This window comes from Sphingobium sp. RC1, assembly GCF_059738765.1.
Window position 1 is genome coordinate 93,737 of sequence record NZ_AP027308.1, and the last position, 24,590, is coordinate 118,326.

The window sequence follows — 24,590 nt, forward strand, 5'->3', positions numbered from 1 at the left end:
AGCATACGGTCATATATAACGCGAATCTCCTGCCGTAAAGCCGACCGCGTCAAATAAGACCCTTGCGTAACGTAATCTAGCGAACTAAATGAGTCTTCGGCTGAATATGGCCGTCACGGTGAGCGACGGCAGGCGGCAGGGTGCCGCGTCCTTGAGCAGGTGAGGTGAATGACTCAACTCGGCATTTCGCGCTATGGCGCCTATGTTCCCCGGCTTCGGCTGGATCGTTCCTTGATAGCGGAAGCACATGGTTGGATGGCGCCTGGCCTGCGTGGGCAGGCGAAAGGCAGCAGGGCGTTCACCAGCTGGGATGAGGACGCCATCACCATGGGCGTCGAAGCTGCCCGCGATGCCCTGGCTGATACGAGCCTCGATAGCGTAAAGGCCGTACGGCTGGCATCGACCAGCCTGCCTTATGCCGACCTTCAGAATTCGGCGATCATGGCGCGGGCGATCGGTGCCCCGGCGAGTGTCGCTACGTCGGACGCCGCTGGCTCACAGCGGGCAGGAACATCTGCCCTGCTACAAGCGCTCAAGGGCGCGGAAGCAACGCTTGTGGTGGCATCCGATAATCCCTTTGCAAAGCCTGCCAGCGCTCAGGAAATGAGCTTTGGCGCAGGGGCGGCCGCCTTTGTGATTTCAGACCGTGACGTGGTGGCGCGGTTGATCGGATCAGCGTCTCTCACCGAAGTTTTCGTCGATCATTTCCGGTCGGCGAACGTCCAGAGCGATTATGGTTGGGAAGAACGGTGGGTCCGCGACGAAGGTTACGCGAAGATTGTGCCGCAAGCTGTCAGGGCGGCGCTGGATAAGGCGCAACTCACCATCGACGACATTCAGCATTTCGTCATGCCCTCCTATCTGAAGGGTGCGGCGGACATGGTGGCCAAGGCGCTGAAGTTTGGAGGCGCTGTCGCCGGGGCGTTGGACGACGGCGTAGGCTATGCTGGCGCGGCCCATGCGCTGCTGATGTTCTCGGCGACGTTGGAAAAGGCCCAGCCGGGCGACCGGATATTGCTGATCGGCTTCGGTCAGGGCGCTGATGTCCTCATATTCCAGGCGACAGAGGCAATCGCATCAGCCCGCCCGGCGCGGGGCGTCGCGGGCTCCATCGCGGATGCCTTGCGGACGGACAGCTATCTGCGAATGCTGTCATTCTACGGTGGGATCGAAAATGAATGGGGCATGCGTTCGGAGAAGAGCGCCAAGACGGCTCTGACCGAGCAGTATCGCTCTGCCGCCCAGCTCGAAGGTTTCAACGCCGGGAAGTGCGGCAATTGTGGCGCGGTCCAGTTCCCCCAGATGCAATATTGCGTGCAATGTCACGCCCCGGGGGAGCAGTTCACTGATGTTCCCTTACGGAACAAGACTGCGGAAGTCCTGACATCGACCGCCGACTGGCTGTCCTATCATCCTTCACCACCGTTGTGGGTCGGCTTTGTGAAGTTCGACAATGGTGCGCGCGTCCTGATGGAGATGGTGGATATCGGCCCGGATGGGATCGACACCGGGGATCAGGTCCGCATGGTCTTCCGCATCAAGGAGAAGGACCGCCAGCGGGGATATAACCGCTACTTCTGGAAATCGACGCCGCTGAGCGCGGCCTGAGGAGTTCGCGACATGGCGACGGGTATCAAGGATAAGGTGGCCCTTCTGGGGATGGGCTGCTCCAAATTCGGCGAACGATGGGACATGGGGTCGCCCGACCTGATGAAGGAGGCGTTCGAGGAAGCGCTCGCTGATGCGGGGATCGAGCGTAACCAGATCGAAGCGGCATGGTTCGGCTGCTGGGGCGATAGCGTCAACGTCGGCAACAGCTCCATTCCCGCCGCGATGGCGCTGCGGCTTGAAGGCATTCCCGTGAGCCGCGTCGAAAATATGTGCGCGACCGGCACAGAAGCGCTGCGCGGAGCCGCTTATGCCGTCGCGTCGGGCGCGGTGGATATTGCACTGGCGATCGGGTCGGAAAAGCTGAAGGACACGGGCTTTGGCGGCCTGCCTCCAGCTTTCAAGGGTACGTTTAACGACCTGTGGATGCCGATGGGCTCCGCGCCCGCCGGCTTTGCTCAGCTCGCGCCCTATTACCGGGCGAAATATGGCACCAGTAAGGAAGACTTGAAGCGCGCCATCAGCCATGTGTCGTGGAAAAGCCACCAGAACGGCGTGCACAGTCCCAAGGCGCATTTCCAGAAGGCCGTGCCGATGGAAACCATCATGAACGCGCCGATGATTTCCGATCCGCTGGGCCTGTTCGACTGTTCGGGCGTGTCGGATGGCGCGGCCTGTGCGATCGTGACCACCCCGGAAATCGCGCGGGCTATGGGCAAGACGGACCTGGTGACGATCAAGGCGTTGCAGCTTTCCGCCAGCTCCGGCCGGGAAACCCAGACCAATGACTGGGACGGTAGCTATGTCGCGAACACGCGCAACGCCGCGTCGCGCGCCTACAAGGAGGCGGGGATCACCGATCCCAAGCGCCAAGTGAACCTGAGCGAAGTGCATGACTGTTTTTCGATCACTGAACTTGTGACGATGGAAGACCTTGGCTTTTCCGAGGATGGCCGCGCCGTGTTCGACATTCTGGACGGCCGCTATGACAGGGACGGCGCGATACCGTGTCAGATCGACGGCGGCCTCAAATGTTTCGGCCACCCGATCGGCGCTTCGGGCCTGCGCATGGCCTATGAGGTCTACAGCCAGTTGCTGGGCCGGGCAGGGGAGCGGCAGCTTTCCAGTCCGTCCATCGGACTGACGCACAATCTGGGCGGTGTTCCCTATCAGGGCGTCGCCGCCATCTCTATCCTGGGACTTGCGTGATGCCTGGAGTCTGGTTTGACGAGCTTGAAGTCGGCATGGTCTTTGACCATCCCATTCGGCGCACCATCACTGAAACAGACAATGTTCTGTTTTCCTGTATGACCCATAATCCGGCGTTGCTGCACCTGGATGAGGAGTATATGAAGGGCACGCCCTTCGGGCAGCGGCTGGTCAATTCGGCCTTCACGCTGGGCCTGATGGTCGGCATTTCGGTCGGGGACACGACGCTGGGCACGGCGGTTGCGAACCTTGGCTGGGACGAGGTGCGCTTCCCGAACCCGCTGTTTCATGGGGACACCATCCACGTCACGAGCGAGGTCATCGATCTGCGCGAGTCAAAGTCGCGGCCCGAAGCCGGGATCGTCACATTCCTTCACAAGGCCTATAATCAGAAGGATGAACTGGCGGCGTCGTGCAAGCGATCCGGCCTCCAGCTCAAAAGGCCTGCGTCATGACCCTGCCGATCCGATCTTTCCTCTTCATCCCCGGCGACAGCGAGAAGAAGCTGGGCAAGGTCGATGGCGTCGCTGCCGATGCCTTCATCTTCGACCTGGAAGATGCCGTCGCCGTCGCGCGCAAGCCAGTGGCGCGGGAGATGGTTCCGGCCTTTATCAAGGAACGTCCGCGCGCTGAACGAAAGTCGCAGCTATGGGTGCGCGTCAATCCGCTGGACACGCCCTGGACTCTGGAAGACCTGGCCGCGATCGTGCCTGTCGCGCCCGACGGTATCATGCTGCCAAAGGTGAACGGGCCAGAGGATGTGGAGCAGGTCAGCCATTATCTGAGCGCGCTGGAAGCGGCGTCTGGTGTCGAACAGGGTTCGATCCGCATCCTGCCGGTGGCGACCGAAACCGCAGTCTCCCCCTTCCGGCTGGGTGATTATGCGGCGGCAGGCCTGACTCGGCTTTACGGGCTGACATGGGGCGCCGAGGATCTGAGTTCAGCTATCGGCGCGAGCGGCAATACCGACGGGACCGGCGAATGGACCCACACTTACAAGATGGTGCGTTCGCTCTGCCTGCTCGGCGCGCATGCTGCGGGCGGCGAAGCGGTGGACACGCTCTACGTCGATTTTCGCGATCCGGACGGTCTGCGCGCCTCATGCAAGGCCGCGCGGGCAGAAGGCTTTTCCGGCCGCGTGGCGATACATCCCGCGCAGGTGGATATCATCAACGAGAGCTTCTCGCCATCAGCTGACGAGGTGGATTTCGCCCGGCGGGTGATCGACCTGTTCGCCGCCAACCCTGACGCCGGAACCTTGGGGCTTGACGGCAAGATGTTGGACATCCCTCACCTCAAACAGGCGGAAAGAACATTGGCAATGCACGAGGCGCGCCGTGGCTGAAGCACAGCATCCTGTCGAAGGCGGACGCGGCATCTTTTCCGCCGAGCATGAACAGTTTCGCGAAACAGTCGCGCGCTTCGTGGATGAGGAACTGGTTCCCAACCATCATCAGTGGGAAAAGGACGAAGTCGTCCCCCGCGAGGTTTGGAAGCGGGCGGGCGAGGTGGGCATCCTTTGCCCCAACATTCCCGAGGAATATGGCGGGTTCGGCGCGGATTGGCTCTACAATGTCGTCGTCATCGAGGAACTGGCGAAGAAGGGGATCACCGGCCCCGGCTTCATGGTGCATTCGGAAATGGTCGCGCCCTATATCCTGACGGCAGGCACCGAGGAGCTGAAGCGCGAGGTCCTGCCCCGCATGGTCGCGGGTGAGTATATCGGCGCGCTTGGATTGACCGAGCCGGGTGCTGGTTCAGACGTAAAGGAAGTTCGCACCCGCGCCATTCGCGAGGGCGATGATTATGTGCTGAACGGGCAGAAGGTCTATATTTCCAACGGCCAGCTCGCCGACATAATGGTCTGCGCCTGCAAGACCGATCCGGCGGCGGGCGCGAAGGGTGTCAGTCTGATCGCGATCGACACGCATCAAGCGGGCTTCAAGCGTGGGCGCAATCTTGAGAAGATCGGCCTAAAAGCGCAGGATACGTCGGAAATTTTCCTGGAGGACGCGCGCGCGGAATCCTGGCGGCTTCTGGGCCGCGAGGGCGGCGGCTTCGGGATCATGATGGGCAAGCTGGCGCAGGAAAGGCTGACGCAGGCGGTGCGCAGCATCTGCGTCGCGGAAGCCGCGCTGGGATGGACCGTCGCCTATACCGCCGAACGCAAGATGTTCGGCCAGACGCTGGCGGATTTCCAGAATACGCAGTTCGTGCTCGCGGAATTGTCGGCCGAAATCTTGTCAGCCCGGACCTTCACCGATTGGTGCATCAAGCGCTTCCTCGCAGGAGAGTTGACCGGCGTCGAAGCGGCGAAGGTGAAACTGGTGGTCACCAACCTGCATGTGAAGGTCGTCGACCAATGCCTGCAATTTTTCGGAGGCTATGGCTATATGACCGAATATCCGATCGCGCGGGCCTATATCGACGCCCGCATCGTTCGCATCGCTGGCGGCGCTGCTGAGGTGATGAAACAGATTATCGGCCGAGACCTGTTCGGCAAATGAAGGCGGTTGCCAGATCATAGTTGGTCAGCATAGAGAGGCTATGAGACATCATACGCCTGCTGATCATCGGGTTCGCTATCATACGCTATTGCAATAGAGGGCGAATTATAGATCATCGGACGAAGATGATGCACCGGAATTGCCTTTAACTGGATGGTGAGAATGACGAACACGCTGAAAGCTGCCGCACCGAAAAAGAAGACGCCGAAACGGCCTTCAGCGAAACAGTTCACGTTCGGCTATCTGGTTCATGACGTATCGCGTATCCGGCGCACCGTGATGGACTTGCTGATGCGGCCTTACGGGATCACCCGGTCGCAATGGTCGGTGCTCAGCACCTTGTCGCGAGCCGGTAATGACGGGATGATGCAGGTCGATCTTGCCCGGCTGATGGAAGTGGGCAAGGTGACCGTCGGTGGCTTGATAGATCGGCTTGAAGCGTCGGGCCATGTCGAACGCCGGGCAGATGCCAACGACCGCCGGGCCAAGCGCGTGTTCATCACCGAAAAGGGGTTCGATGTGATCGGCCTCATGATCGAACTGGCCGCGACGATGAACCGCCGCATCCTGGAAGGCGTTTCGGACGCCGACAGGGGAGTGTGTGAGGAAGTGCTGTTGCAGGTGAAGCAGAATTTGAAGGATGTCCTGCGCGAGCAGGGTGGTTCGAGCCTGATCGAGGGCGAAGACTGAAATCAGCGACGGGAAGGCTGGAATCTCATGTTTTTCATCGTTCTGGCCGCCGACAAGCCGGACGCCCTGCCCCTTCGGCTGGAGCATCGGCAGCGCCATCTGGATTATTGGCTGGAACAGGGCGCTGCGGTGAAAGTCGCTGGGGCCATGTTGGATGGCGACAAACCGGACTCAAGCCCTCAAGGCAGTTCCTTCCTGTTGGAGGCCGAAGATGAAGCCGCAGTCCGCGCGCTGCTCGCGGGCGACCCTTTCACCAAGGAAGGCGTGTTCACGGGCAATTTCGTCATTCAGCCGGTGCGGCCTGCCATAGGCGAGTGGCGGCCAGACTGAACGCGAGCGCAGTCCCCGAAGCCCGCTAATCCTCGCCAATATAGACCAGCGTCTTGGGTGCGTTGCTATCCGCAAAAAGCGCCTCAAGGGCGCCACTGACCCGTTCGATACCGGGTTCGACATGGTCGTGAAACTTCAGGTCGCCGTTCAGCACCATGTCGCTCAGCTTTTCCACGGCTTCGGGAAAACGCGCGACATGATCGAAGATGACGAACCCACCGCAGATAAGCGCGCGCATCAATATCTCGCGTTCGTTGCGAAGGCCGGTGGGCGGAGGATTCCAGCTGGGCGTGGCGGCGGTGCCGCAATGCACGATCCGCCCGTGCCTTGCCATGGCGCGGATTGCCGTGTCCAGGATCGGGCCTCCGGTATTGTCGAAATAGATATTGAAGCCGTCCGGGCGAGCCTCGGCAAGGGTGGCCGCCAGATCGACCGACTTGTAATTATAGGCGACGTCATAGCCATAGTCGCGCACGCAGCTTTCCACCTTCTCATCGCTGCCGGTCAGGCCGACGACGAACGCGCCCGCGCGCTGTCCGATCTGGCCCACGACACTGCCCACCGTACCAGCCGCCGTTGATACAAGCATGGCCGCGCCCTCATAGGGTGGCGCGATGTCTTGCAAGGCGAGCCATGCCGTCACACCGGGCATGCCAAGTACCCCGGCATAGGCGGAAAGCGGCGCGCGGGGTTGGGGGATATGCGATAACAGGTCGCCGCGTGTCGCGACCTTGTAATCCTGCCAACCGAAAAAGCCGTAGACCACATCGCCTGATCGGATGCCATCATCGCGGCTTTCCACGACCACGCCGACCGCAAGGGCGCGCATTGGCTCACCCAGTGGCGTGAGGGCTTCGTTGGCCGCCCAACCGCGCTGTACCGGGTCCGCCGCAAGATAGAGGTTGCGCACCAGAAACTGGCCCTCGTCGGGCGATGCAATGCTGACGTCCTTGCGGGCGAAATCGGCAGCGATTGGGCTGGCCGCCGGGCGGCGCGCAAGGATGACCTGCCGGTTCGTCAGGCGGGTGCTGAACGGAGGAATAAAGTCCGGCACGCAAGCTCCATATCAGGCGGCAAAAACTGGTATGCCTGCAATCTATATCCTCGTGCCAAAGGTTGTCAAATCAGATATAATGCGTATGGTACTATAACGCACCATATAACGCCGATGGGCTGTTGAGTGGTCTTGAAACGCCATTGGAGGGATGACGCTTGGACATTGAGAAAATCAGGAACCTGACGATTGAGCCCATCGTCCAATCCTATGACAAACGCGACACGATCCTCCATGCGCTGGGGCTGGGCTATGGCTTGGACCCGCTTGATGAGGCAGAGTTGCCGTTCGTCTACGAAAAAGACCTGCGTTCCCTGCCCTGCTTTGCCAACATTCTCTGCCATCCCGGCTTCTGGGCGCAACGACCGGAATTCGGCATCGACTGGGTGAAAATTCTGCACGCCGAGCAGGATCTGACGATGCACAAGCCGCTGCCCCCGACGGGCACCATAAGGGGCGAATATCGCGTGGCGGGGGTCGAGGACAAAGGTGAAGGGCGCGGCGCGCTGCTCCATCAGGAAAAGGCGCTGTATGATACGGCTACGGGAGATTACCTGGCGACCGTGCGATCGACGCTGTTCATGCGCGGCAATGGTGGGGAGGGCGGTTTCGGCAATGCCATACCGGCGGCGGACCCGGTGCCCGAAGGAAAGCCCGATGCGGTGGTTGAAATTGCTACCCGGCCGGGCCAGGCCCTGATCTATCGTTTGAGCGGGGACTGGAATCCACTGCATGCAGAGCCAGCGATTGCGCGAAAGGCGGGGTTCGACCGGCCGATCCTGCATGGCCTGTGCACCAAGGGCTTGGCCAATCGCGCGGTGCTGGCGCACTATTGCGACAATGACGTGGCGCGCTTCAAGGGCATGTTTGTCCGCTTCAGCAAGCCGGTCATGCCGGGCGAGACGATCCGCTTTGAATTTTACGAGCAGGGCGGCGGCCAGCTGCGTTTCCGCGCCGTCGCGGCGCAACGGGATGTGGTGGTGCTCGACCGCTGCTCGGCGCAGGTGAGCGACGCATAAGGGGCAGGAGCGGCGCGCACGGATAGGTCTCCGTGCGCGCCGACGCCCGGCTTATTCCCCGCTCAGGAACTGCTTGCGGATCAGCCCGCGCTGGACCTTCCCCGACGCTGTGCGGGGAAGCGCAACGCCTAGTTCGATCCGGCGCGGAATCTTGTAGGCGGCGAGCGATTGCCGCGCGAAGGCGATGAGGTCTTCGGCATCGAGTTCATGACCGGGACGAACTTCCACCGCCGCCGTCACCCCTTCGCCCCATTTGGGATGGGGCAATCCGAACACGGCGCAGTCCATCACGGCCGGATGATCGCGCAGCACGGCCTCGACCTCGGCGGGATAGACATTCTCCCCGCCCGACACGATCATGTCCTTGATCCGGTCTGTGAGGAACAGATAACCGTCCTTGTCCAGCCTCCCCCCGTCACCCGATCGATACCAGCCGTCGATCAGCGCTTCCGACGTTGCCTTGGGATTGTTCCAATATTCGATCAGCAGGCTGGGCGACTTGACCCAGATTTCCCCTGGCTGGTCCACGGGCAGAAGTTGGCCTTCCGCATCGCGGATCGCAACGCTGAAACCGGGCAAGGGCCGTCCCACCGACCGGAGCAGATGAGCGCGATGGATGTCATGTTCTAGCGGCCCAAGGATCGACATCGTCCCGGTGTTTTCGGTCATGCCGTAATATTGCAGGAAGTGGCAGGAGAAGCGATCGACCGATCGTTCCAGCAGGCCTGGGTCCATCGACGCGGCGCCATAATGAATGCCGCGCAGCGTCGGCACGCGAACATTGCGCGCGTCCATCTCCGCTATCAGCCCGCGCACCAGCGTCGGCACGATGAAGGTGCGGGTAACGCCAAATTCCAGGCAAGCGTCCAATATGGTGGCAGGCGCGGTGTCCGCGATGATATGAACAGTCGCACCGCGCACCAAGGCTGTGCAGACCCAGGACATCCCGCCGATGTGAAATGTTGGGAGGGGTGAAAGCAGGACCTCGTCATCGCCCCAGTCGGCGAAATAGCCGGACACATTCTCGACATGGCGATGGATGCCGAACGCATATTGAGACGTGACGACACCCTTGGGCCGCCCGGTAGTGCCGCTGGTGTAGAGTTGCAGGCAGGGTGCGTGCGGGTCCAACGGCGAGCGAGGCGCTGGCTGTGCCGCTGCGATCCGGCTTCGCAGACCTTGCGGCCCTTCTTCATCCACGACGAGTGTCGGAAGGCCTTGGCGATCCGCTTCCTTGAGAACGGGAAGAAACTCGGCATCCGCAATGATCAGGCTCGCGTCGCTGTCTTCCAGCACATAGGCCGTTTCCGGAGCCGTATTGCGCCAGTTGATCGGCACCAGGACCGCGCCAGCGCGAATGGCCCCGATCAATATCAGAAAGAAGAGATCGTTATTCTTGCCGAGATAGGCCAGCCGTCCACCCTGTTTAACGCCATACTCGCCGAGCAAGGTGACGACCGCATCGCACCCCCGGTCCAGCTGGGCATAAGTCCAGCTATGATCGCCGAAGATGATGGCTGGCTTGTCGGGCGAAATGGCGGCGGCGACATTAGGATAATCGGACGGCAGGATAAGGCCGCTATCGTCGAGCGGCGGCCCTTCCGCGAGCGCTAGACCCTCCTCCAGCAGCCCGCCGATCGCTTCGCCGTCAGAATGCGACATCGTCTCCACCCTTTGTCTGCATCAGGGCGCGAGCCTCGTCCGGCGTGGCCACGGTCAGGCTGAGTTCTTCCAGCACGCGGCGGATCTTGGCTACCTGTTCGGCGTTGGACGTCGCCAGCTTGCCCCGACCAGCATAAAGGCTGTCTTCCAGACCCACGCGCACCGACCCGCCCAGCAGCGCGGACAAGGTGACGAGCCGCATCTGGTGCTTTCCGGCGGCAAGAGCGGAAAAGATGAAATCCTCGCCGAACAGCCTGTCCGCCGTCGTCTTCATATGCATGACATTTTCCGGGTCCGGCCCGATGCCGCCCAATATGCCGAACACGCCCTGAATGAAGAAGGGCGGCTCCACCATCTTGCGGTCGACGAAATGGGCGAGATTGTAGAGATGCGCGACGTCATAGCATTCGAACTCGAACCGGGTGCCCTGGTCCGATAATTGCGTCATCGCCTGCTCGATCTGGGCGAAGGTGTTCGACAGGATGAAGTCTTTGGTCATTTCCAGATAGGGCAGTTCCCAATCATATTGCCAATCCGAAATCTTTGCCCCGGCCCCGGAAATATTGAAGTTCACCGATCCCATGTTCATCGAACAGACTTCGGGTCGGAACATCTTCGCGGGCGCCAGCCGGTCAGCCAGGCTCATGCCCAGACCGCCGCCGGTGGTGATGTTGACGATGGCGTCGGTCGATTGCTTGATCCGCGGGAGAAACTGCCGGAAGAGTTCCGGGTCTTGAGACGGCTGCCCGGTTTCGGGATTACGGGCATGCAGATGAACCATCGCGGCGCCTGCTTCTGCCGCCGCGATCGCCTCGGCGGCGATCTGGTCGGCGGTGATCGGCAGATGGGGGGTCATGCTCGGCGTATGGATCGACCCCGTGACGGCGCAGGTGATGATGACCTTGTCGGTGCGTTTCATATATGTTTCGGCTTTGCGCCGCCTCTCCAGAGAAAACAGTTCCTATCAACAATTCGTCAGATAATCTCGCCCAGCACCGTTCCCACGGAATAGGTTTCCCCGATTTCCTTGAAAATCTTCAGCGTGCCCGATGCGGGTGCTTCTACTTCCTGTGTGGACTTGTCGCTTTCCAGGGCAAATAGCGGCTCTCCGGCCGTCACTGCCCCACCATCGGCCACGAGCCATTCGGACAGCAGCCCTTCATTCATCGAAAAGCCGAGCTTGGGCAGCAGGATTTCAGTCGACATGATATTTTCTCCTTGGGCGGCGCTACCGTGACGCCGAAGATGATCGATTTAACATGGTGGCGAATGAACGACGTCCACGTCCATCCGCGTGATATTTATCTCTCAGACGGAGCACCCCGATGCGCTGAAAACAGGATAGTCCGTGTAACCTCGTTCCTCGCCGACATAGGCATAATCGAAATTCGCCTCCGCAAGCGGAAGGCTGCGCCTTATCCGGGCGACGAGGTCAGGATTGGCGATGTAGGGACGACCAAAGGAAATAGCGTCCGCCTTGCCCTTGGCAATGGCATCGCCCGCAGCGGGGCCGTCGAAACTGCCATTCTGAATGATCGTCCCTGAAAAGACGGCGCGCAACCGCTCGATGACCGGGTAATCGGGCTTTTCCATGAAGCCTGACGCGATGGGCTCGATCAGGTGAATATAGGCGAGCCCGCTCTGCTGCGCGATGCGGCCGATCGCCTCCGTCAAAGCGCCCGGATCGGCATCGCCCATTCCCTTGCGTTCGCTGGTGGGACTGACGCGAAGGCCCACTCGGGCAGGATCGACTTCTGCCGTCACCGCATCGATCACCTCCCGCAACAGCCTGACGCGGTTTTCTACACTGCCGCCATAGCCATCCTGCCGATGGTTGCTTTTCGATTGCAGGAACTGGTCGATGATATAGCCATTGGCCCCGTGGATTTCGACGCCATCGAAGCCCGCGATCTTCGCGTTTCTTGCTCCCCGGCCATAGGCGGCTACAAGCTTGCCTATATCGGCCTGCGTCATTTCACGCGGTACGACATAAGGCTTCATCGGCAGGAACCCGCCCTGATAATCGTCAGGAGGCGGCGCCATCGTTTCGCCTTCCCCGGCAAGGGGTGATGGAGCAATCGGCTGCTGCCCACCGATATAATCCGGCAGCACCAACCGGCCCATGTGCCAAAGCTGGCAGTAGATGCGCCCACCCGCCGCATGGACACGCTCCGTGACGGCTTTCCAGGCCGTGGTCATCTCATCCGACCAAATGCCCGGAGCACGATACCAGCCCATGCCGAGCGGATCGACGGCAGTCGCTTCTGAAATGATGAGGCCTGCGTCCGCCCGCTGGGCGTAATATTCGCCTTGAAGCGGGGTGGGCACGTGCCGGTCGTCCGCACGGGCACGGGTCAGGGGCGCCATGACCACCCGGTTGGGAATGTCCAGCGACCCGATCGTCAGTGGTTCAAATAAAGCGTCCAGAGACATTGCGATATTCCTGCGAGCTTACCCATCCAAAGAGGCGGCGGACATTCGACGGCCTGCCACGCTGCTATCAGGGATCGAGCCATTCGCCCGGGTTGATTCCGGCGTTCGAGCGCGCGAATTTCAAAATCTTGGAGACGCGTTCGCCGAGCACGGTCGGGTCCTTCGACGCTTCGCAGCTCGGACCATGCTGCCAGCTTTCGGCGACGGTGATGCCATAACCCCAAACTTCGAAGACGCGGCCACTGACCTTGCTTGCTTCAGCGCTGGCGAGCCAGGCGACGAATCCTGCGATCCATTCGGGGTCGCGGCGCTCCAACTGCTCGGGCGTCCATTCGCGCAACCCTGCCGTCATGCGGGTTTCGGCACGCGGCGCAATGGCGTTTACAGTGACGCCGATCCGCTGCAACTCGCGTGCGGCGACCTGACTGAAGCTCGCAATGCCACCCTTGGCGGCGGCATAGTTTGCCTGCCCGATGTTGGCGAACAAGGCCGAGTGCGATGTCGTGTTGATGACACGGGCATCCGGCTGGCGCCCCGCCTTGCTTTCCGTGCGCCAGTAATTGGCGGCATGATGCGTAGGTGCGAAGGTGCCCTTCAGGTGCACCTTGACCACGATGTCCCATTCCTCCTCAGTCATGTTGACCAGCATGCGGTCGCGCAGGATGCCTGCATTGTTGATGAGGATGTCGAGACGGCCGAAGGTTTCGACGGCCTGGCTGACCATCTCCCGGGCATTGTCCCAGTTGGAAACGTCACCGCCATTGACGATAGCCTCGCCGCCCAGAGCCTTGATCTCATTGACGACCTCTTGCGCGGGGGTCAGATCCTCGCCGCCGCTGCCCGCCGCGTCGCCGCCCAGATCGTTGACCACGACCTTCGCCCCATGCTGTGCAAGTTTGAGCGCATAGGTGCGGCCGACACCACGTCCGCCGCCCGTAACGATCGCCACTCTGCCTTCTAGAAAACTCATGCCCGCTTCCTTGCTTACCTAGGAAATATGTTGGTGCGCGGTGGCCGAACGGGCCGTCGCATAAGCCCCACCCGTCCTTGCCTCTTTACGCATCTAATCCGTATGCGTACTATATGCTTTAGATCGTTTATGCAACATCTGTCAGCATCAAGGACGGTGTCACAGGAATAAAAATGACATATGTCGTGTATTGGTGGCTGCGGCAATGTTTAGCAGACAGGGGATGGCCCGGTGAGACAGGCGGCAATGACAAGGTTGGAACGGAAGGTCATCATCATCACCGGCGCGGGTTCGGGCCTTGGCCGGGCGGCAGCAATCCGCTGTGCGCAGGATGGCGCGCAGTTGGCGCTGGTCGATGTGAACGCCAGGGGTCTTGAAGAAACGAACGGCGCCGTCCGGGAGTTTTGCCCGAAGGCGGAAATTCTCCTGGCGCAAGCTGATGTGTCGCAGGAAGATCAGGTGCGCACCTATGTAGAAAGGACCGTGACCCGCTTCGGCGCGGTCGATGGTTTCTTCAACAATGCGGGTATCGAAGACCGGCAGGTGGCTACAGAGGATGTCGATGCCGAATTTTTCGATCGCATCATGGCGGTCAATGCCAAAGGTGTCCTGCTGGGCCTGAAACATGTGCTGAAGGTGATGGCGAGGCAGGGACATGGCCGGATCGTCAATACTGCCTCCGCGCTGGGTATTCGCGGTTCGGGGCGACAGGCCGGTTACACTGCCAGCAAGCATGCGATCGTGGGCCTGACCCGCAATGCAGCGCTGGAATATGGCGCGATGGGCATCGGCATCAACGCGGTCGCTCCGGGCGCTATCCTGACGCCATTGGTCGAAGCATCGCTGCGCCAGATAAATCCGGATGACTGGCAGGAAGCCGCCGAGCAGTTCGTCGCGCATAATCCGATGCGCCGCATGGGCACCGCAGAGGAGGTCGCGTCGGTCGTCGCCTTCCTGCTGTCTGCCGACTCATCCTTCGTGAACGGTGCCGTCATCCCGATCGATGGCGGTCAGTCTGCGCAATATTGACGGGGAAGAGAAGGGTCGGTCATATGAACATCATGGGCAAGATTGCGCTCGTCACGGGGGCGGGGCAGGGCGTGGGGCGCGGTATCGCGCTGGCTTTGGCGGCTGGCGGAGCGCTTGTGATATTGGCTGGCCGCACAAAGGCCACGCTGGACGCCGTGCATGGCGAAATAACGGCAGCGGGTGGCCAGTCGGACGTGGCTCCGCCCGCCGACGTCAGGAGCGCGGCGGACATAGAGACTCTCGTCGCCTATGCCGCCGATCGTCATGGCGGCATCGATATTCTGGTCAACAATGCACAGCAGGCGGTGCTGGCGCCGCTGCTCGACATTGATGATGAGGGGCTATTGCTGACCTTCGAGAGCGGACCGTTCGCGGCGTTCCGCATGATGAAGGCGGTTCACCCCCATATGAAGCGGCGCGGCGGCGGGGCGATCATCAACATCGTCTCTTCGACCGCCGTAAACTGGGACACGAGCGGCACCGCCGCTTATTCGGCCGCGAAGCAGGCGATCGGCGCCATCACGCGGGCTGCGGCATCCGAATGGGGACCAGACGGCATCCGCGTCAACAACATCGCGCCACTTGCCGGGTCGCCCGCCATGCTCGCCTGGCTGGACGCCAAGCCGGAGGGGCCGGACGCTTATCTGTCCACCATCCCCATGCGACGGATCGGTGATCCCCAATCCGATATCGGACGCGTCGTCCTTTTCCTGGCAAGCGAAGAGGCCGCCTACATCACCGGCGCAACGATCCCGGTGGATGGTGGGCAGGCGAACTGGAACTGAAGTGATGGCAGAGGAAAAGCGATGAAGGACGAACCGGCAAGCGGCATCGTGCGGGCGTTGCTCGTAATTGGTGGAAACTTTCATGATTTCGACATGGTACGCCGCCGCTTGCTGGAGCGACTGGGGGAGCATGAGCGCATCAGGACGACATGCACCAACGGTTTTCATGATCTGGATGCGCTGAGGACTGCTGATTTTCTGGTGACCTACACCACGAACATCTTCCCAGAAGGCGAAGCACTGTCAGAACTGGAGCAATTCCTGGCGCGCGGCGGAAGATGGCTCGCCGTCCATGGGAGCGCCGCTTACATCGAGTTTTCTGGCCCAGAGGTGGAGATTGGCGGCATCAAACTGCCCGGTCTTACGGATACGCCCGACCGGCATCCGGCCTATATGGATCTCCTGGGCTGCCGCTTTCTCTCCCACCTCGCGCCCCAGCCCTTTACCGTGCGCCCCATATCCGACCACCCGATCGTAGCGGGCCTGCCGTCATTCGAAGTGGTGGACGAACCCTATATTCTGGAGTTGCGTGGGGAGAGCGAAATCCTGCTCGAGTCCCGCTATACTGGCGATGCGCCCGGCTATGTGAAGGGGCCATGGCTGGAGGATGCGCCTCGTCCGCAAGCGGTGCTGCATCGACACGGCACGGGCGAGGCGCTGTTCCTGGCACCGGGCCACAGTTGCGGACGATATGATATGCAGCCCTTTATCGCGGAGATTGAGCCGCAGGTGGGACCGTGGGACAATCCGGTCTACATGGAAGTCATCCGGCGGGCGATCCGCTGGGGCGCGCGCATGCCGGTGAACGCGCCATGACCCATCCCAACCCTACCGAAGCGGTATTGAAGGCCGCATATATGCTCGACGAAGCCGTTGATGCGAAAGATTGGCGGCGCGTAAGACGTAGCTTCACAGCCATGGTCACCGTAAGGATAGGGGTTCTGGTAGGCGATGAGGCTGCGGCCGTACCTGTGGACGAGCTGGTGGCAGGGATCGCGTCACTCAATCCTCCCGCCAAGACGTCCTGCCACATGTTACTCAACCCGATCGTTTCCGTGAAGGCCGAGCGGGCGACCCTGCGCGCGAAACGCTATGGCTGGGCCAGCTGCGAAGAACTGGCGCCGCCGCTTCATGAACTATGGGGCCTGCTCTCCTATGGCTTCAGGCTTGCAGACGGAGAATGGCTGATCGAGGAGATGGGTCTCGTCACGCTGCGTGAAGCGGGAAATCAGGACGTCGCCCTGTTTCGCGATGTCGCCTAATCCTAACGATCTTCCACCTCGTCCGTCGCTTGAGCGAAGCGCTCAAGATGCAGGTCGGCGTCACCAAACTGCCGCGCGATGACGAACAGGCGGCGATAATGGTGGCTGATATTCAGTTCCTCGGTCACGCCGATCCCGCCGTGAAGCTGGATCGCCTGCTGGCCCACGAACAGCCCTCCGGTTGATGCCTGAACCTTGACTGCTGACACGGCGGCGATCCTGACGGCCTCTTCCTCCTCCATCGCGCCGAGCGCATGGAACAACGCGGAGCGGGTCATCTCCACCTCTAACAGCATGTCTGCTATGCGATGCTGAAGCGCCTGAAAATTGCTGATGGTCGTGCCGAACTGCTTGCGGACTTTCAGATAATCACGCGTTGCCCAGAGCGCAGCGTCCATGATGCCCAGCGCTTCGCCGCAAACGGCAACGATGGCATGATCAACGGCCAGCGCAATCGCGCGTTCGGCCTCAGCGCCCTCCATGAGCAATTCGGCTGACGCGCGCTCCAGATGGATGTCGCAGACCCGCCGATTGTCCAGGGTGCGATAGCGGCGCAGTTCGACACCAGCCTGACCCTGTTTAACAAGATAAATGCCGACCTGATCTTCATGCCGGGCAGTCACGAGCAGCAAGTCTGCGTGGCTCGCGCCTTCGACCAGAGATTTGACCCCGGTGAGGAACCGCGACGACCCCGAACCTTCCGCGCGCGTTTCGACCATCCGCCAGTCGCCGCGCCCTTGAGGCTCCTGCAAAGCGACAGCGGCGCGCTGTTCGCCCATGATCAGGTCCGCGAGCAGGGCGCCCGCGATGTCCGATCCGATCGCCGCCAGCAATTGGGTGGCGAGGACATGGCCGACAAAGGGTTCGGTCACCAGACCGCGCCCCAGTTCCTCGGCAATCAGCGCATTTTCTGCGACGCCGCCGCCAAACCCGCCGGCCTCCTCCGTCAGTCCCGCGCCCAACCAGCCTAGCTCGGCAAAGGCTCCCCAATGATCCGGCACGATCCCGTCCGTCGATCGGATGATGGCGAACCGTTTTTCCCAATCATATTCCCGTTCGACGAAGCGCCTGACGCTGTCCCGCAGAGCGTCCTGCTCGGCTGTATAATTGAAATCCATGATGTCACAGCTCCAGGACGGTCTTGGCGATCAGGGTGCGCTGAATTTCGTTCGCCCCGCCATAGATGGTGGTCGCGCGACGGAACATCGCCTTGGCCGCGACGCCGATGCCATGTTCCGGCGTGGGGCTGGCGCCATGATCTTGATCGTATAGGCGATATGCCGCGTCACCGTCGGTGCTGACGGCTATGCCATAGTCGCCCAAGGCTTCGGCGGCGAGGTCGGCCACGCACTGGCGCAGCTCCGATCCGCGAACCTTAACCAATGACGCGACGGATGCACTGCCATGATTGTCGGACGTCAGTGCGCGCAGCACCGCGATTTCCAGCGACTTCGTGTCGATTTCGATACGGGCCAGCTTTGCGCGAAAGAGCGGGTCTTCGATCAACGGGCGCCCGTTCTTCCTCTCGATCCGAGCGATTGCGCGAAGCTGGGCAATGTCACGCCGGGTGTGCGGGACTTCGGCGCTGTTGGTGCGCTCATTCCCCAGCAGGAACTTGGCGTGGGTCCAACCTTGCCCTTCCTCCCCGATGAGGTTCTCCACGGGCACGCGCACATCGTCGAAGAAGAACTCGTTGACCGTCAATCCTTCGTCCAATGTCCAGATCGGGCGGCGGGTGATGCCGGGCGTCTTCAGGTCCACGACCAACGAAGATATGCCAGCCTGCGGCTTGACGTCAGGATTGGACCGCACCAGCATGAACATCATGTCGGCATGATGCCCTTCGGTGGTCCAGGTCTTTTGCCCGTTGACGACATAATGGTCGCCATCCCTCACCGCGCGCGTGCGCAGCGAGGACAGATCGGAGCCCGCGCCCGGTTCCGAAAATCCCTGCGCCCAGAATGTCTCGCCCAGCCTTATACCGGGAAGATGGGCCTGCCGCTGCTCTTCGGAACCGAAAGTGTAAATGACCGGCGCGACCAGTTCGGCACCGATCCGGTCTGCGGTTGGCGCATAGGCGCGGCGCATCTCATCCTCGAAGATGAACCGCTGAACCGCGCTCCAGCCGGGACCGCCATGGGCCGCGGGCCAGTGCGGCATCGACCATCCCCGCTCGGCGAGAATGCGCGTCCAGGCCGCCTGATCCTCGCGGTGGGGATGAAAGTCGTGGCGGCCGCGCCGGACGAGCTCTGCTGGAAGGTGGGCTTCCACAAACGCTCGGATTTCAGCTCTGAACGCCTTATCCTCTTCACTGTAGGCGGGATCCATCGGCTCAACCTAGCCCTAAATAGTGTGTATCAATACCATATGCATACATACGTAATGCAGGATAACGCAAGATGGAAAGCGCCCCTTCCTTCGAGCCGCGATCAACGGCCAGTGAAGGACGGATGCCGCTTTTCCCGAACCGCACGCAACGCTTCGCCGAAATCGGCGGTGTAGGTCGCCAGTCCTTCATAAGCGACGCCCGCTTCGAACACGGAACTGAACAATTGCCGCAGGGCGATGTTGGTGACCGATTTGGTGTAGCGTATCGCCGATTGCGCGCCGCGAGCGAGGCGTTCCGCATATTTGGCGACATGGCCGTCCAGTTCGGCCGCCGGAACCACGAAGCTGATCAAATTACATCTTTCCGCTTCCACCGCGCCGATTGCTTCGCCGGTCAGCAGATAATGCTTCGCCTTGCCGAAACCGATCAGTTGCGGCCAGATCAGAGCGCCCCCGTCCCCCGCGACGAGGCCCAGCTTCACGTGGGGATCGGCGAACCGGGCATGATCGGCGGCGATGACGATGTCGCACAACAGTGCAATAGACGCGCCGAATCCGATCGCGTCGCCATTCACTTTGGCGATCACCGGTTTGGGGCAGTCGAGCAGGCCCATGACGATGCGCCGCATACTCTTTGCATCATTGACGAAAGGTTCACGGCGGCCTGCGGCCTGGTCTTCCAACCACTCCAGGTCACCGCCTGCGGAAAAGGCGTTGCCTGACCCGGTCAGGACGATGATGTCGCTCTCGGGGTCGTCCGCAGCGTCGAAGAAGACGCGGGCCATTTCCTCATGAAGAGCGGAACTGACGGCGTTCATAACGTCCGGGCGGTTCATCCTTATGGTCAGAACCCGTCCTACACGCTCGAAAGCCAGGGTCTCATAATGCTCGAACTTCATGTCCTCTCCCAGTGATGCTTGGGTTCGCTCGGCCTTGTAACAACCAGATAGCAGAATCTAGAACGCTAGCATACTATCATCCGTGAAAATATGAGAACCGTCTAGAAATTTGCCTCATTCCAATATCTCCGCTCCGCCCGCATCGATCGGCAAGCTGCCCGACAGGAGTCGGTTTGATTCCTCCAGAAGGTCCGTCAGCATAGCGATTCGTTCGGACCCCAGCTTTCGCGATAGCAGCTCGTCCTGCTCGACTGCGCCGATTTTCAATGGCTGGTGCAATGTCTGTCCTTTGGCGGTCAAGTGGACCATCACCAGTCGCCGATCGGCCGCTACCCGCCGCCGCTCTATTATGCCCGCCTTCTCAAGCCTCTGAAGCGTCTGTCCTATTGTCGCTTTGCCAATCTCGAGTCTCCGCGACAATTCTACCTGAGAGAGAGGTTCTTCCAGCCATAATTCTCCAAGAACATAGGCTTGAGCAGGCGCTATTCCTGTCATCCTGATCCTCTCAAGATAATCCGCTTGCGTGATACGGGCCAGTAATTGCGCCTGATATGCCAATGTCTTTTTGAACATCGGGAATGAGCATTGTTGCGCGTCGTTATCCGGCTTTTCCGCCCGTTTCATCTTGTCACTGCTTCTCGCCACCCTCATCCCCCTTTGTTCCGTGCCGGATGCCGCTGCGAATCATGCCGACGTTTGGCGGTGGCCTTGTCCCATCATCTTGCATCATGACCCTGCCCGCATCAATAAATGACATTTGTATGTTTATGCGCCATATTGTAGTGACGGTTGTCAAGGAGCGTTGAGCGATACTCAAACGCGATCTGCCAGAATCAGGAGAGAAGCACGTGAAGGGAAATGTGGACACGCAATGGCCCGCCGAGGGTATCGCATTGATCACGGTGGGCGATGGCGGCGTATCGGGAAGCCTGACCACCTGCGCCACGGTAAGCCTGCTTGCGGACGCATTGGAGGGAGCGATCGAGCAAAAGGCCCGCGTCATCGTGCTCGCATCATCCATCGAGGGGCATTGGCTCGAGCATGCCTATCTGAGCGACATCGTGAATCTGGTCGAAGGGAAGGCCGCCACCGGCGACCCGGCCGGGTGGTTCCGCTCGCTCCAGCTTCTCAACCGTGGGCCTGCGGTCACGATTGCTGCGATCAACGGTGACACATCGGGCGGCGGTTGTGAGCTGGGTTGGGGATGCGACTTGCGGGTCGCGGAGGAGCAGGCGCGCTTCAGCCAGCCGGAAGTAGCCATTGGCGCAGGCACCGGGATTGGCGGAACGTCCCGCTTGATGCGTTTGATAGGACGGACGGCCACTGCCGAAGTCGTCCTGACAGGGCGCCCCCTGACCGCGCAACGGCTATATGAGCTTGGCGGCCTTAATCGCGTGGTTCCCAAAGGCAAAGCGGTTGAAGAGGCGCTTGCGCTCGCCCGGCATATCGCATCGCTCCCGCCGCAGTCGGTCGCCGGGATGAAGAAGATGCTGGGTGAGGCAGAAGACCTCAACCAGAGCCAGGGCATCGAGAATGATCAGCTGATCAGCCAGGGCTTGTTCGCGCACCCCGACAGCGTGGTCAGCATGAAGGCGATTCAGGCACGCTTCGACGCTGGCGAAGGCATGGATCAGCTTTACTGGAAAAATGACTAATGTCGGCTATTGAAAATAGTATGCTAGCATAGTAATGATGATGGGGCGCGGAGGCCGGTCGTCCGGCTTTGCCAGTCATTATCCAAAAATGGGAGAGGGTTCATGGATCTGGGCTTGTCAGGATTGAAGGTCATCATGGGCGGCGCGACCCGCGGGATCAGCCGCGCCGCCGCCGAACTGTTCGCTGCGGAAGGCGCGCAGTTGGGCCTCTTCTCGCGCAACGGAGACGCGCTGGAGGAATTCAACAGTGAGTTGGGCGGCACGGCCGTCACACGGGAATTCACGCTGGAGGATCGCGAAGGTTATAAGGCGATGCTGACGGGCCTCGCCGAAGAACTGGGCGGGTGCGACATATTCATCCATTCGATCAGCTCATCGGGCGCGCAAGGCGCCATGGACTGGGATGAAAGCTATCGTATCGACATGCTGGGCGCGGTCGATGCATGTGAAGCACTCGAGCCATATCTTGAAAAGTCGCAAGCTGGCTCGGTCATCTTCATGTCGAGCACGGCGGCAATCGAGACATTCCTGATGCCTCAGGCGTTCAACGCCATCAAGGCGGCGCTGATCACCTACGGCAAGCAGCTGTCACAGGTCTGGGCTGCCAAGGGCGTTCGCGTCAACATGGTGACGCCTGGCCCGATCAGCTATCCGGGCGGCAACTGGGAAGGGGCCAAGGCGCTCATGCCCGACCTCTATAACGGCATCGTTGCCCAGATTCCCATGGGACGGCTGGGATCACCGGAGGAGGTAGCGAAGTCGATCGCGTTCCTTGCGAGCCCGGCGGCCGGCTACGTCACGGGGGCCAATCTGGTCATCGACGGCGGCTTTACGAAGCGTGTCCAGTTCTGATCCGGGGGTACTCAGGAGTAAGATAAATGGCGGCCAATGCTCGCTACGCGGAAATCCGGTTCAACGACCGTCCTATTAAAGAACAACTGTCTGATCCGGAGAGCTTTATCCTGGAACCGGGGGAGGTCACGGCCGACTTTGAAAAGAAGTCGCCTTGGCGGCTGGAAGACCTGCACCCTAATATCGCCGACTATCGTACCGTCAAAACCAACAGGTCCATCGATCCGGCGGTCATGGCCGCCGAGGAAGATCGGCTGTGGAGTAAGGTCTGGCTGCTGGCGGGGGTTTCCAGCGATATTCCCGATGTCGGCGACTGGTTCCGGTTCGACGTCGGCAAGCAGTCCATGATCATTGTCCGCAACAAGGAAGGCGTGGCCGCCTTCTATAATGTGTGCAAACATCGTGGGAATGAGCTGGTACAGGATGATTTCGGCCATGGTGCCACCTCCTTTACCTGTATCGTTCATAGTTGGCGCTTCAACCTGAACGGCAAGAATGTACGCGTGACCGACCGGGAAACATTCCGCGAGGAAGCGCTGTGCCAGAACCTGGACCTGACCCCGGTCCATGTCAGGGAATGGGGCGGATTGGTGTTTGTCAGCATGAATCCCAATCCGATGCCGTTTGAGGAATATTACGCTGATCTTCTTCCGATGCTGGCTTCCTACAAGATCGAGGAAATGTTTGTCGTCAAGCATTTGGCGGTCGATATACCCGCCAACTGGAAGACGATGTACTCGGCGTTCAACGAGACCTATCACGCGCACGCGACGCATCCCCAGATCAAACCCTATGTTGATGACCATTATGTCCAGTACGACTTCTACCGTAATGGGCATAATCGTAATCTGTTCTCGGTAGGTTCTGTCAGCCCTCGCTGGCCGGACAATCGTTTCGTGAATGTCGGTCTCGCCTATTTTCTTCAGGAAGCGGGCGTGAAGATGTCGGCGCTTAAAGGCGATGCGCGGCACGTTCGTCGGACGTTGCAGCAGGCCAAGCGAAGCGAGAACAATCCCTTTGGCGTCGATTATTCCGGCTACACCGACAATCAACTGACCGATGACTGGAATCCGTCGCTGTTCCCGAACGTGACGATGAACATGCATCCCGAAGGCATATTGCTCCAGCGGTTCCGGCCTCATCCGACTGACCCCGAGCGCGGATATCAGGATGTCCTTGTGTTGTCTGCCAAGCTGGCGGAAGGACGGCGGCCGCCAGCCTATATGGGCGTGGAGGACGATGTCGACGTTTCGGGCAAGGTTCGCCCCCCGATCCGCCGTTCGACTCACGACAACCCCCAGGCTGGTGAAGTGGTCGAACAGGACATCGCCAACATGGTGACGATGCAGCGCGGCATGCGATCAAAGGGATTGAACGGCACCATCGTCTTTTCCGAGCAGGAGCGCCGCATCCAGCATTTCTATGCTGAACTCGATCTCTATCTGGAAGGCAAAAAGGGGGGCTGAGCCACGTTATTTCGCCAGAAATGGCATGGTAAGGCCAAAGGGGGCCGCGTATCTGATGATGCGCGGCCCCTTTTTATCAGCTTCGGATCAGATCGTAGGAGGAGAAAAGGCCGAGCCGCTTTCCAGTTCCTGGGCCAGCCGGGTGAGGAAATCGCCCGCCGGAGCGCCATCAATGATCCGGTGATCGACGGTCAGCGACAAGCCCATCACTGGCCGCACCACGATGGTCTGGCCATCTTCGGCTACCCAAGGCTTCGCTGTCATGCGCCCCAGGCCGATGATCGTTTGCTGAGGATAGCTGAGGATCGGAGTGAAATGCTCGACGCGCGTCAGGCCCAGATTGGTGACGGTCACCGTGGCGCCTGTTAGTTCGGCGATCGTGAGCTTATTCACCTTTGCCCGTGCCACCAGATCAGCGCGTCGCTCCGCGATGTCGGGCAGGGAAAGGTTGCCTGCATCGAAAATGGCGGGCGCGACCAGCGCGCCGGGCAGCGCGATCGCGCAACCGACATGAATCTGTTCCTGCGGCTCCACGCCGCGATCCGTCTCCACCGCATTGAACAAGGGAAAATCGCGCAGGATGGATGTCAGCGCGGCGATGATCAGGTCTTCATAGCCTAATTTCGTGTCGGCCGCTTTCCAACTGTTGCGCGCAGCGACAAGCGCAGATGCGTCAATGTCGCAGAAGAAGCTGAGCTGGGCGGTCTTTTGCAGACTTTCCCTCATCTTCTGCGCGATGATTCCCCTGATGCCGGTCAGCGGGAGTATGTTGTCAGACGCCATTATATGCCCTCAGTATCAGTGATTGGATCACGCTACGTTGCTTATGCCT

General features: G+C 60.5%; 26 protein-coding genes. 15 read left to right on the plus strand and 11 right to left on the minus strand.

From position 1 onward, the window contains the following. Positions 1-168: 168 nt before the first annotated feature. The 7 genes from AC6JBC_RS14505 to AC6JBC_RS14535 all read left to right on the plus strand — a co-directional run bounded on the left by AC6JBC_RS14505 (position 169) and on the right by AC6JBC_RS14535 (position 6,344). Positions 169-1,608: a 3-oxoacyl-[acyl-carrier-protein] synthase III C-terminal domain-containing protein gene (locus tag AC6JBC_RS14505; RefSeq protein ID WP_498026195.1), complete on the plus strand. Its 1,440-nt coding sequence runs from the start codon at positions 169-171 to the stop codon at positions 1,606-1,608. A 12-nt stretch (positions 1,609-1,620) separates the two neighbouring features. After that, positions 1,621-2,817, plus strand: coding sequence for an acetyl-CoA acetyltransferase (locus AC6JBC_RS14510; RefSeq protein ID WP_498026196.1), 1,197 nt, complete (start codon positions 1,621-1,623; stop codon positions 2,815-2,817). Beyond that, positions 2,817-3,272 carry a MaoC family dehydratase gene (locus tag AC6JBC_RS14515; RefSeq protein ID WP_498026197.1) on the plus strand — a complete coding sequence of 152 codons (456 nt, stop codon included), beginning with the start codon at positions 2,817-2,819 and terminating at the stop codon, positions 3,270-3,272. Before AC6JBC_RS14510 ends, AC6JBC_RS14515 begins: the two co-directional genes overlap by 1 nt. After that, positions 3,269-4,162, plus strand: a complete 894-nt coding sequence (locus AC6JBC_RS14520; RefSeq protein ID WP_498026198.1) for an HpcH/HpaI aldolase/citrate lyase family protein — start codon at positions 3,269-3,271, stop codon at positions 4,160-4,162. Before AC6JBC_RS14515 ends, AC6JBC_RS14520 begins: the two co-directional genes overlap by 4 nt. Further along, positions 4,155-5,324, plus strand: coding sequence for an acyl-CoA dehydrogenase family protein (locus tag AC6JBC_RS14525; RefSeq protein WP_498026199.1), 1,170 nt, complete (start codon positions 4,155-4,157; stop codon positions 5,322-5,324). Before AC6JBC_RS14520 ends, AC6JBC_RS14525 begins: the two co-directional genes overlap by 8 nt. 162 nt (positions 5,325-5,486) lie before the next feature. Then, a complete protein-coding gene (locus AC6JBC_RS14530) occupies positions 5,487-6,014 on the plus strand; it encodes a MarR family winged helix-turn-helix transcriptional regulator (RefSeq protein ID WP_449468879.1) in 528 nt (175 codons plus the stop codon). A gap of 27 nt (positions 6,015-6,041) precedes the next feature. Continuing rightward, positions 6,042-6,344: a YciI family protein gene (locus AC6JBC_RS14535; protein WP_498026200.1), complete on the plus strand. Its 303-nt coding sequence runs from the start codon at positions 6,042-6,044 to the stop codon at positions 6,342-6,344. 25 nt (positions 6,345-6,369) lie between these two features. Here AC6JBC_RS14535 and AC6JBC_RS14540 read toward each other — a convergent pair whose 3' ends face one another. Further along, positions 6,370-7,398: a zinc-binding dehydrogenase gene (locus AC6JBC_RS14540; protein WP_498026201.1), complete on the minus strand. Its 1,029-nt coding sequence runs from the start codon at positions 7,396-7,398 to the stop codon at positions 6,370-6,372. Positions 7,399-7,556: 158 nt separating this feature from the next. Here AC6JBC_RS14540 and AC6JBC_RS14545 point away from each other — a divergent pair, with 158 nt between their 5' ends. Then, complete coding sequence (locus AC6JBC_RS14545) at positions 7,557-8,417, plus strand: MaoC/PaaZ C-terminal domain-containing protein (RefSeq protein ID WP_498026202.1); 861 nt, start codon at positions 7,557-7,559, stop codon at positions 8,415-8,417. A gap of 51 nt (positions 8,418-8,468) precedes the next feature. On the opposite strand, the gene AC6JBC_RS14550 is transcribed toward AC6JBC_RS14545, so the two are convergent. The 5 genes from AC6JBC_RS14550 to AC6JBC_RS14570 all read right to left on the minus strand — a co-directional run bounded on the left by AC6JBC_RS14550 (position 8,469) and on the right by AC6JBC_RS14570 (position 13,482). Next, positions 8,469-10,079, minus strand: coding sequence for a class I adenylate-forming enzyme family protein (locus AC6JBC_RS14550; protein WP_498026203.1), 1,611 nt, complete (start codon positions 10,077-10,079; stop codon positions 8,469-8,471). Next, positions 10,066-10,998, minus strand: coding sequence for a 3,5-dioxohexanoate:acetyl-CoA acetone transferase (gene kce / locus AC6JBC_RS14555; RefSeq protein WP_196227088.1), 933 nt, complete (start codon positions 10,996-10,998; stop codon positions 10,066-10,068). Before kce ends, AC6JBC_RS14550 begins: the two co-directional genes overlap by 14 nt. 56 nt (positions 10,999-11,054) lie before the next feature. Beyond that, positions 11,055-11,285, minus strand: a complete 231-nt coding sequence (locus tag AC6JBC_RS14560) for a biotin/lipoyl-containing protein (RefSeq protein WP_498026204.1) — start codon at positions 11,283-11,285, stop codon at positions 11,055-11,057. Positions 11,286-11,387: 102 nt separating this feature from the next. Next, positions 11,388-12,512 carry an alkene reductase gene (locus AC6JBC_RS14565; RefSeq protein ID WP_498026205.1) on the minus strand — a complete coding sequence of 375 codons (1,125 nt, stop codon included), beginning with the start codon at positions 12,510-12,512 and terminating at the stop codon, positions 11,388-11,390. Between the two features lie 67 nt (positions 12,513-12,579). Further along, positions 12,580-13,482 carry an SDR family NAD(P)-dependent oxidoreductase gene (locus tag AC6JBC_RS14570; protein ID WP_464795419.1) on the minus strand — a complete coding sequence of 301 codons (903 nt, stop codon included), beginning with the start codon at positions 13,480-13,482 and terminating at the stop codon, positions 12,580-12,582. A 246-nt stretch (positions 13,483-13,728) separates the two neighbouring features. On the opposite strand from AC6JBC_RS14570, the gene AC6JBC_RS14575 reads away from it, so the two are divergent. The 4 genes from AC6JBC_RS14575 to AC6JBC_RS14590 are packed head-to-tail and all read left to right on the plus strand — an operon-like array spanning position 13,729 to position 16,558. Next, the gene (locus AC6JBC_RS14575; protein WP_498026206.1) at positions 13,729-14,511 is read left to right on the plus strand and encodes a glucose 1-dehydrogenase; all 783 of its coding nucleotides are present in this window, start codon (positions 13,729-13,731) and stop codon (positions 14,509-14,511) included. Positions 14,512-14,534: 23 nt separating this feature from the next. After that, positions 14,535-15,296, plus strand: a complete 762-nt coding sequence (locus tag AC6JBC_RS14580; protein WP_498026207.1) for an SDR family NAD(P)-dependent oxidoreductase — start codon at positions 14,535-14,537, stop codon at positions 15,294-15,296. A 21-nt stretch (positions 15,297-15,317) separates the two neighbouring features. Then, on the plus strand, positions 15,318-16,112 hold the full coding sequence (locus AC6JBC_RS14585) for a ThuA domain-containing protein (RefSeq protein ID WP_498026208.1): 795 nt from the start codon (positions 15,318-15,320) through the stop codon (positions 16,110-16,112). After that, positions 16,109-16,558 (plus strand): nuclear transport factor 2 family protein, encoded by a 450-nt coding sequence (locus tag AC6JBC_RS14590; protein WP_498026209.1) that lies wholly within the window; start codon positions 16,109-16,111, stop codon positions 16,556-16,558. Before AC6JBC_RS14585 ends, AC6JBC_RS14590 begins: the two co-directional genes overlap by 4 nt. 2 nt (positions 16,559-16,560) lie before the next feature. Here AC6JBC_RS14590 and AC6JBC_RS14595 read toward each other — a convergent pair whose 3' ends face one another. The 4 genes from AC6JBC_RS14595 to AC6JBC_RS14610 form a co-directional block, all read right to left on the minus strand. Next, positions 16,561-17,676: an acyl-CoA dehydrogenase family protein gene (locus tag AC6JBC_RS14595; protein WP_498026210.1), complete on the minus strand. Its 1,116-nt coding sequence runs from the start codon at positions 17,674-17,676 to the stop codon at positions 16,561-16,563. A gap of 4 nt (positions 17,677-17,680) precedes the next feature. After that, positions 17,681-18,886, minus strand: a complete 1,206-nt coding sequence (locus AC6JBC_RS14600) for an acyl-CoA dehydrogenase family protein (protein ID WP_498026211.1) — start codon at positions 18,884-18,886, stop codon at positions 17,681-17,683. 101 nt (positions 18,887-18,987) lie between these two features. Then, entirely contained in the window at positions 18,988-19,785 is a 798-nt protein-coding gene (locus AC6JBC_RS14605) for an enoyl-CoA hydratase-related protein (protein WP_498026212.1), read from the minus strand. Between the two features lie 114 nt (positions 19,786-19,899). After that, a complete protein-coding gene (locus AC6JBC_RS14610) occupies positions 19,900-20,409 on the minus strand; it encodes a MarR family winged helix-turn-helix transcriptional regulator (RefSeq protein WP_498026213.1) in 510 nt (169 codons plus the stop codon). 224 nt (positions 20,410-20,633) lie between these two features. Here AC6JBC_RS14610 and AC6JBC_RS14615 point away from each other — a divergent pair, with 224 nt between their 5' ends. The 3 genes from AC6JBC_RS14615 to AC6JBC_RS14625 all read left to right on the plus strand — a co-directional run bounded on the left by AC6JBC_RS14615 (position 20,634) and on the right by AC6JBC_RS14625 (position 23,758). Continuing rightward, on the plus strand, positions 20,634-21,440 hold the full coding sequence (locus tag AC6JBC_RS14615; protein ID WP_498026214.1) for an enoyl-CoA hydratase/isomerase family protein: 807 nt from the start codon (positions 20,634-20,636) through the stop codon (positions 21,438-21,440). 102 nt (positions 21,441-21,542) lie between these two features. Continuing rightward, the gene (locus AC6JBC_RS14620) at positions 21,543-22,292 is read left to right on the plus strand and encodes an SDR family NAD(P)-dependent oxidoreductase (protein ID WP_498026215.1); all 750 of its coding nucleotides are present in this window, start codon (positions 21,543-21,545) and stop codon (positions 22,290-22,292) included. Between the two features lie 26 nt (positions 22,293-22,318). Continuing rightward, entirely contained in the window at positions 22,319-23,758 is a 1,440-nt protein-coding gene (locus AC6JBC_RS14625) for an aromatic ring-hydroxylating oxygenase subunit alpha (protein WP_498026216.1), read from the plus strand. An 87-nt stretch (positions 23,759-23,845) separates the two neighbouring features. On the opposite strand, the gene AC6JBC_RS14630 is transcribed toward AC6JBC_RS14625, so the two are convergent. Next, positions 23,846-24,541: a 2-oxo acid dehydrogenase subunit E2 gene (locus AC6JBC_RS14630; protein WP_498026217.1), complete on the minus strand. Its 696-nt coding sequence runs from the start codon at positions 24,539-24,541 to the stop codon at positions 23,846-23,848. Positions 24,542-24,590: the final 49 nt, after the last annotated feature.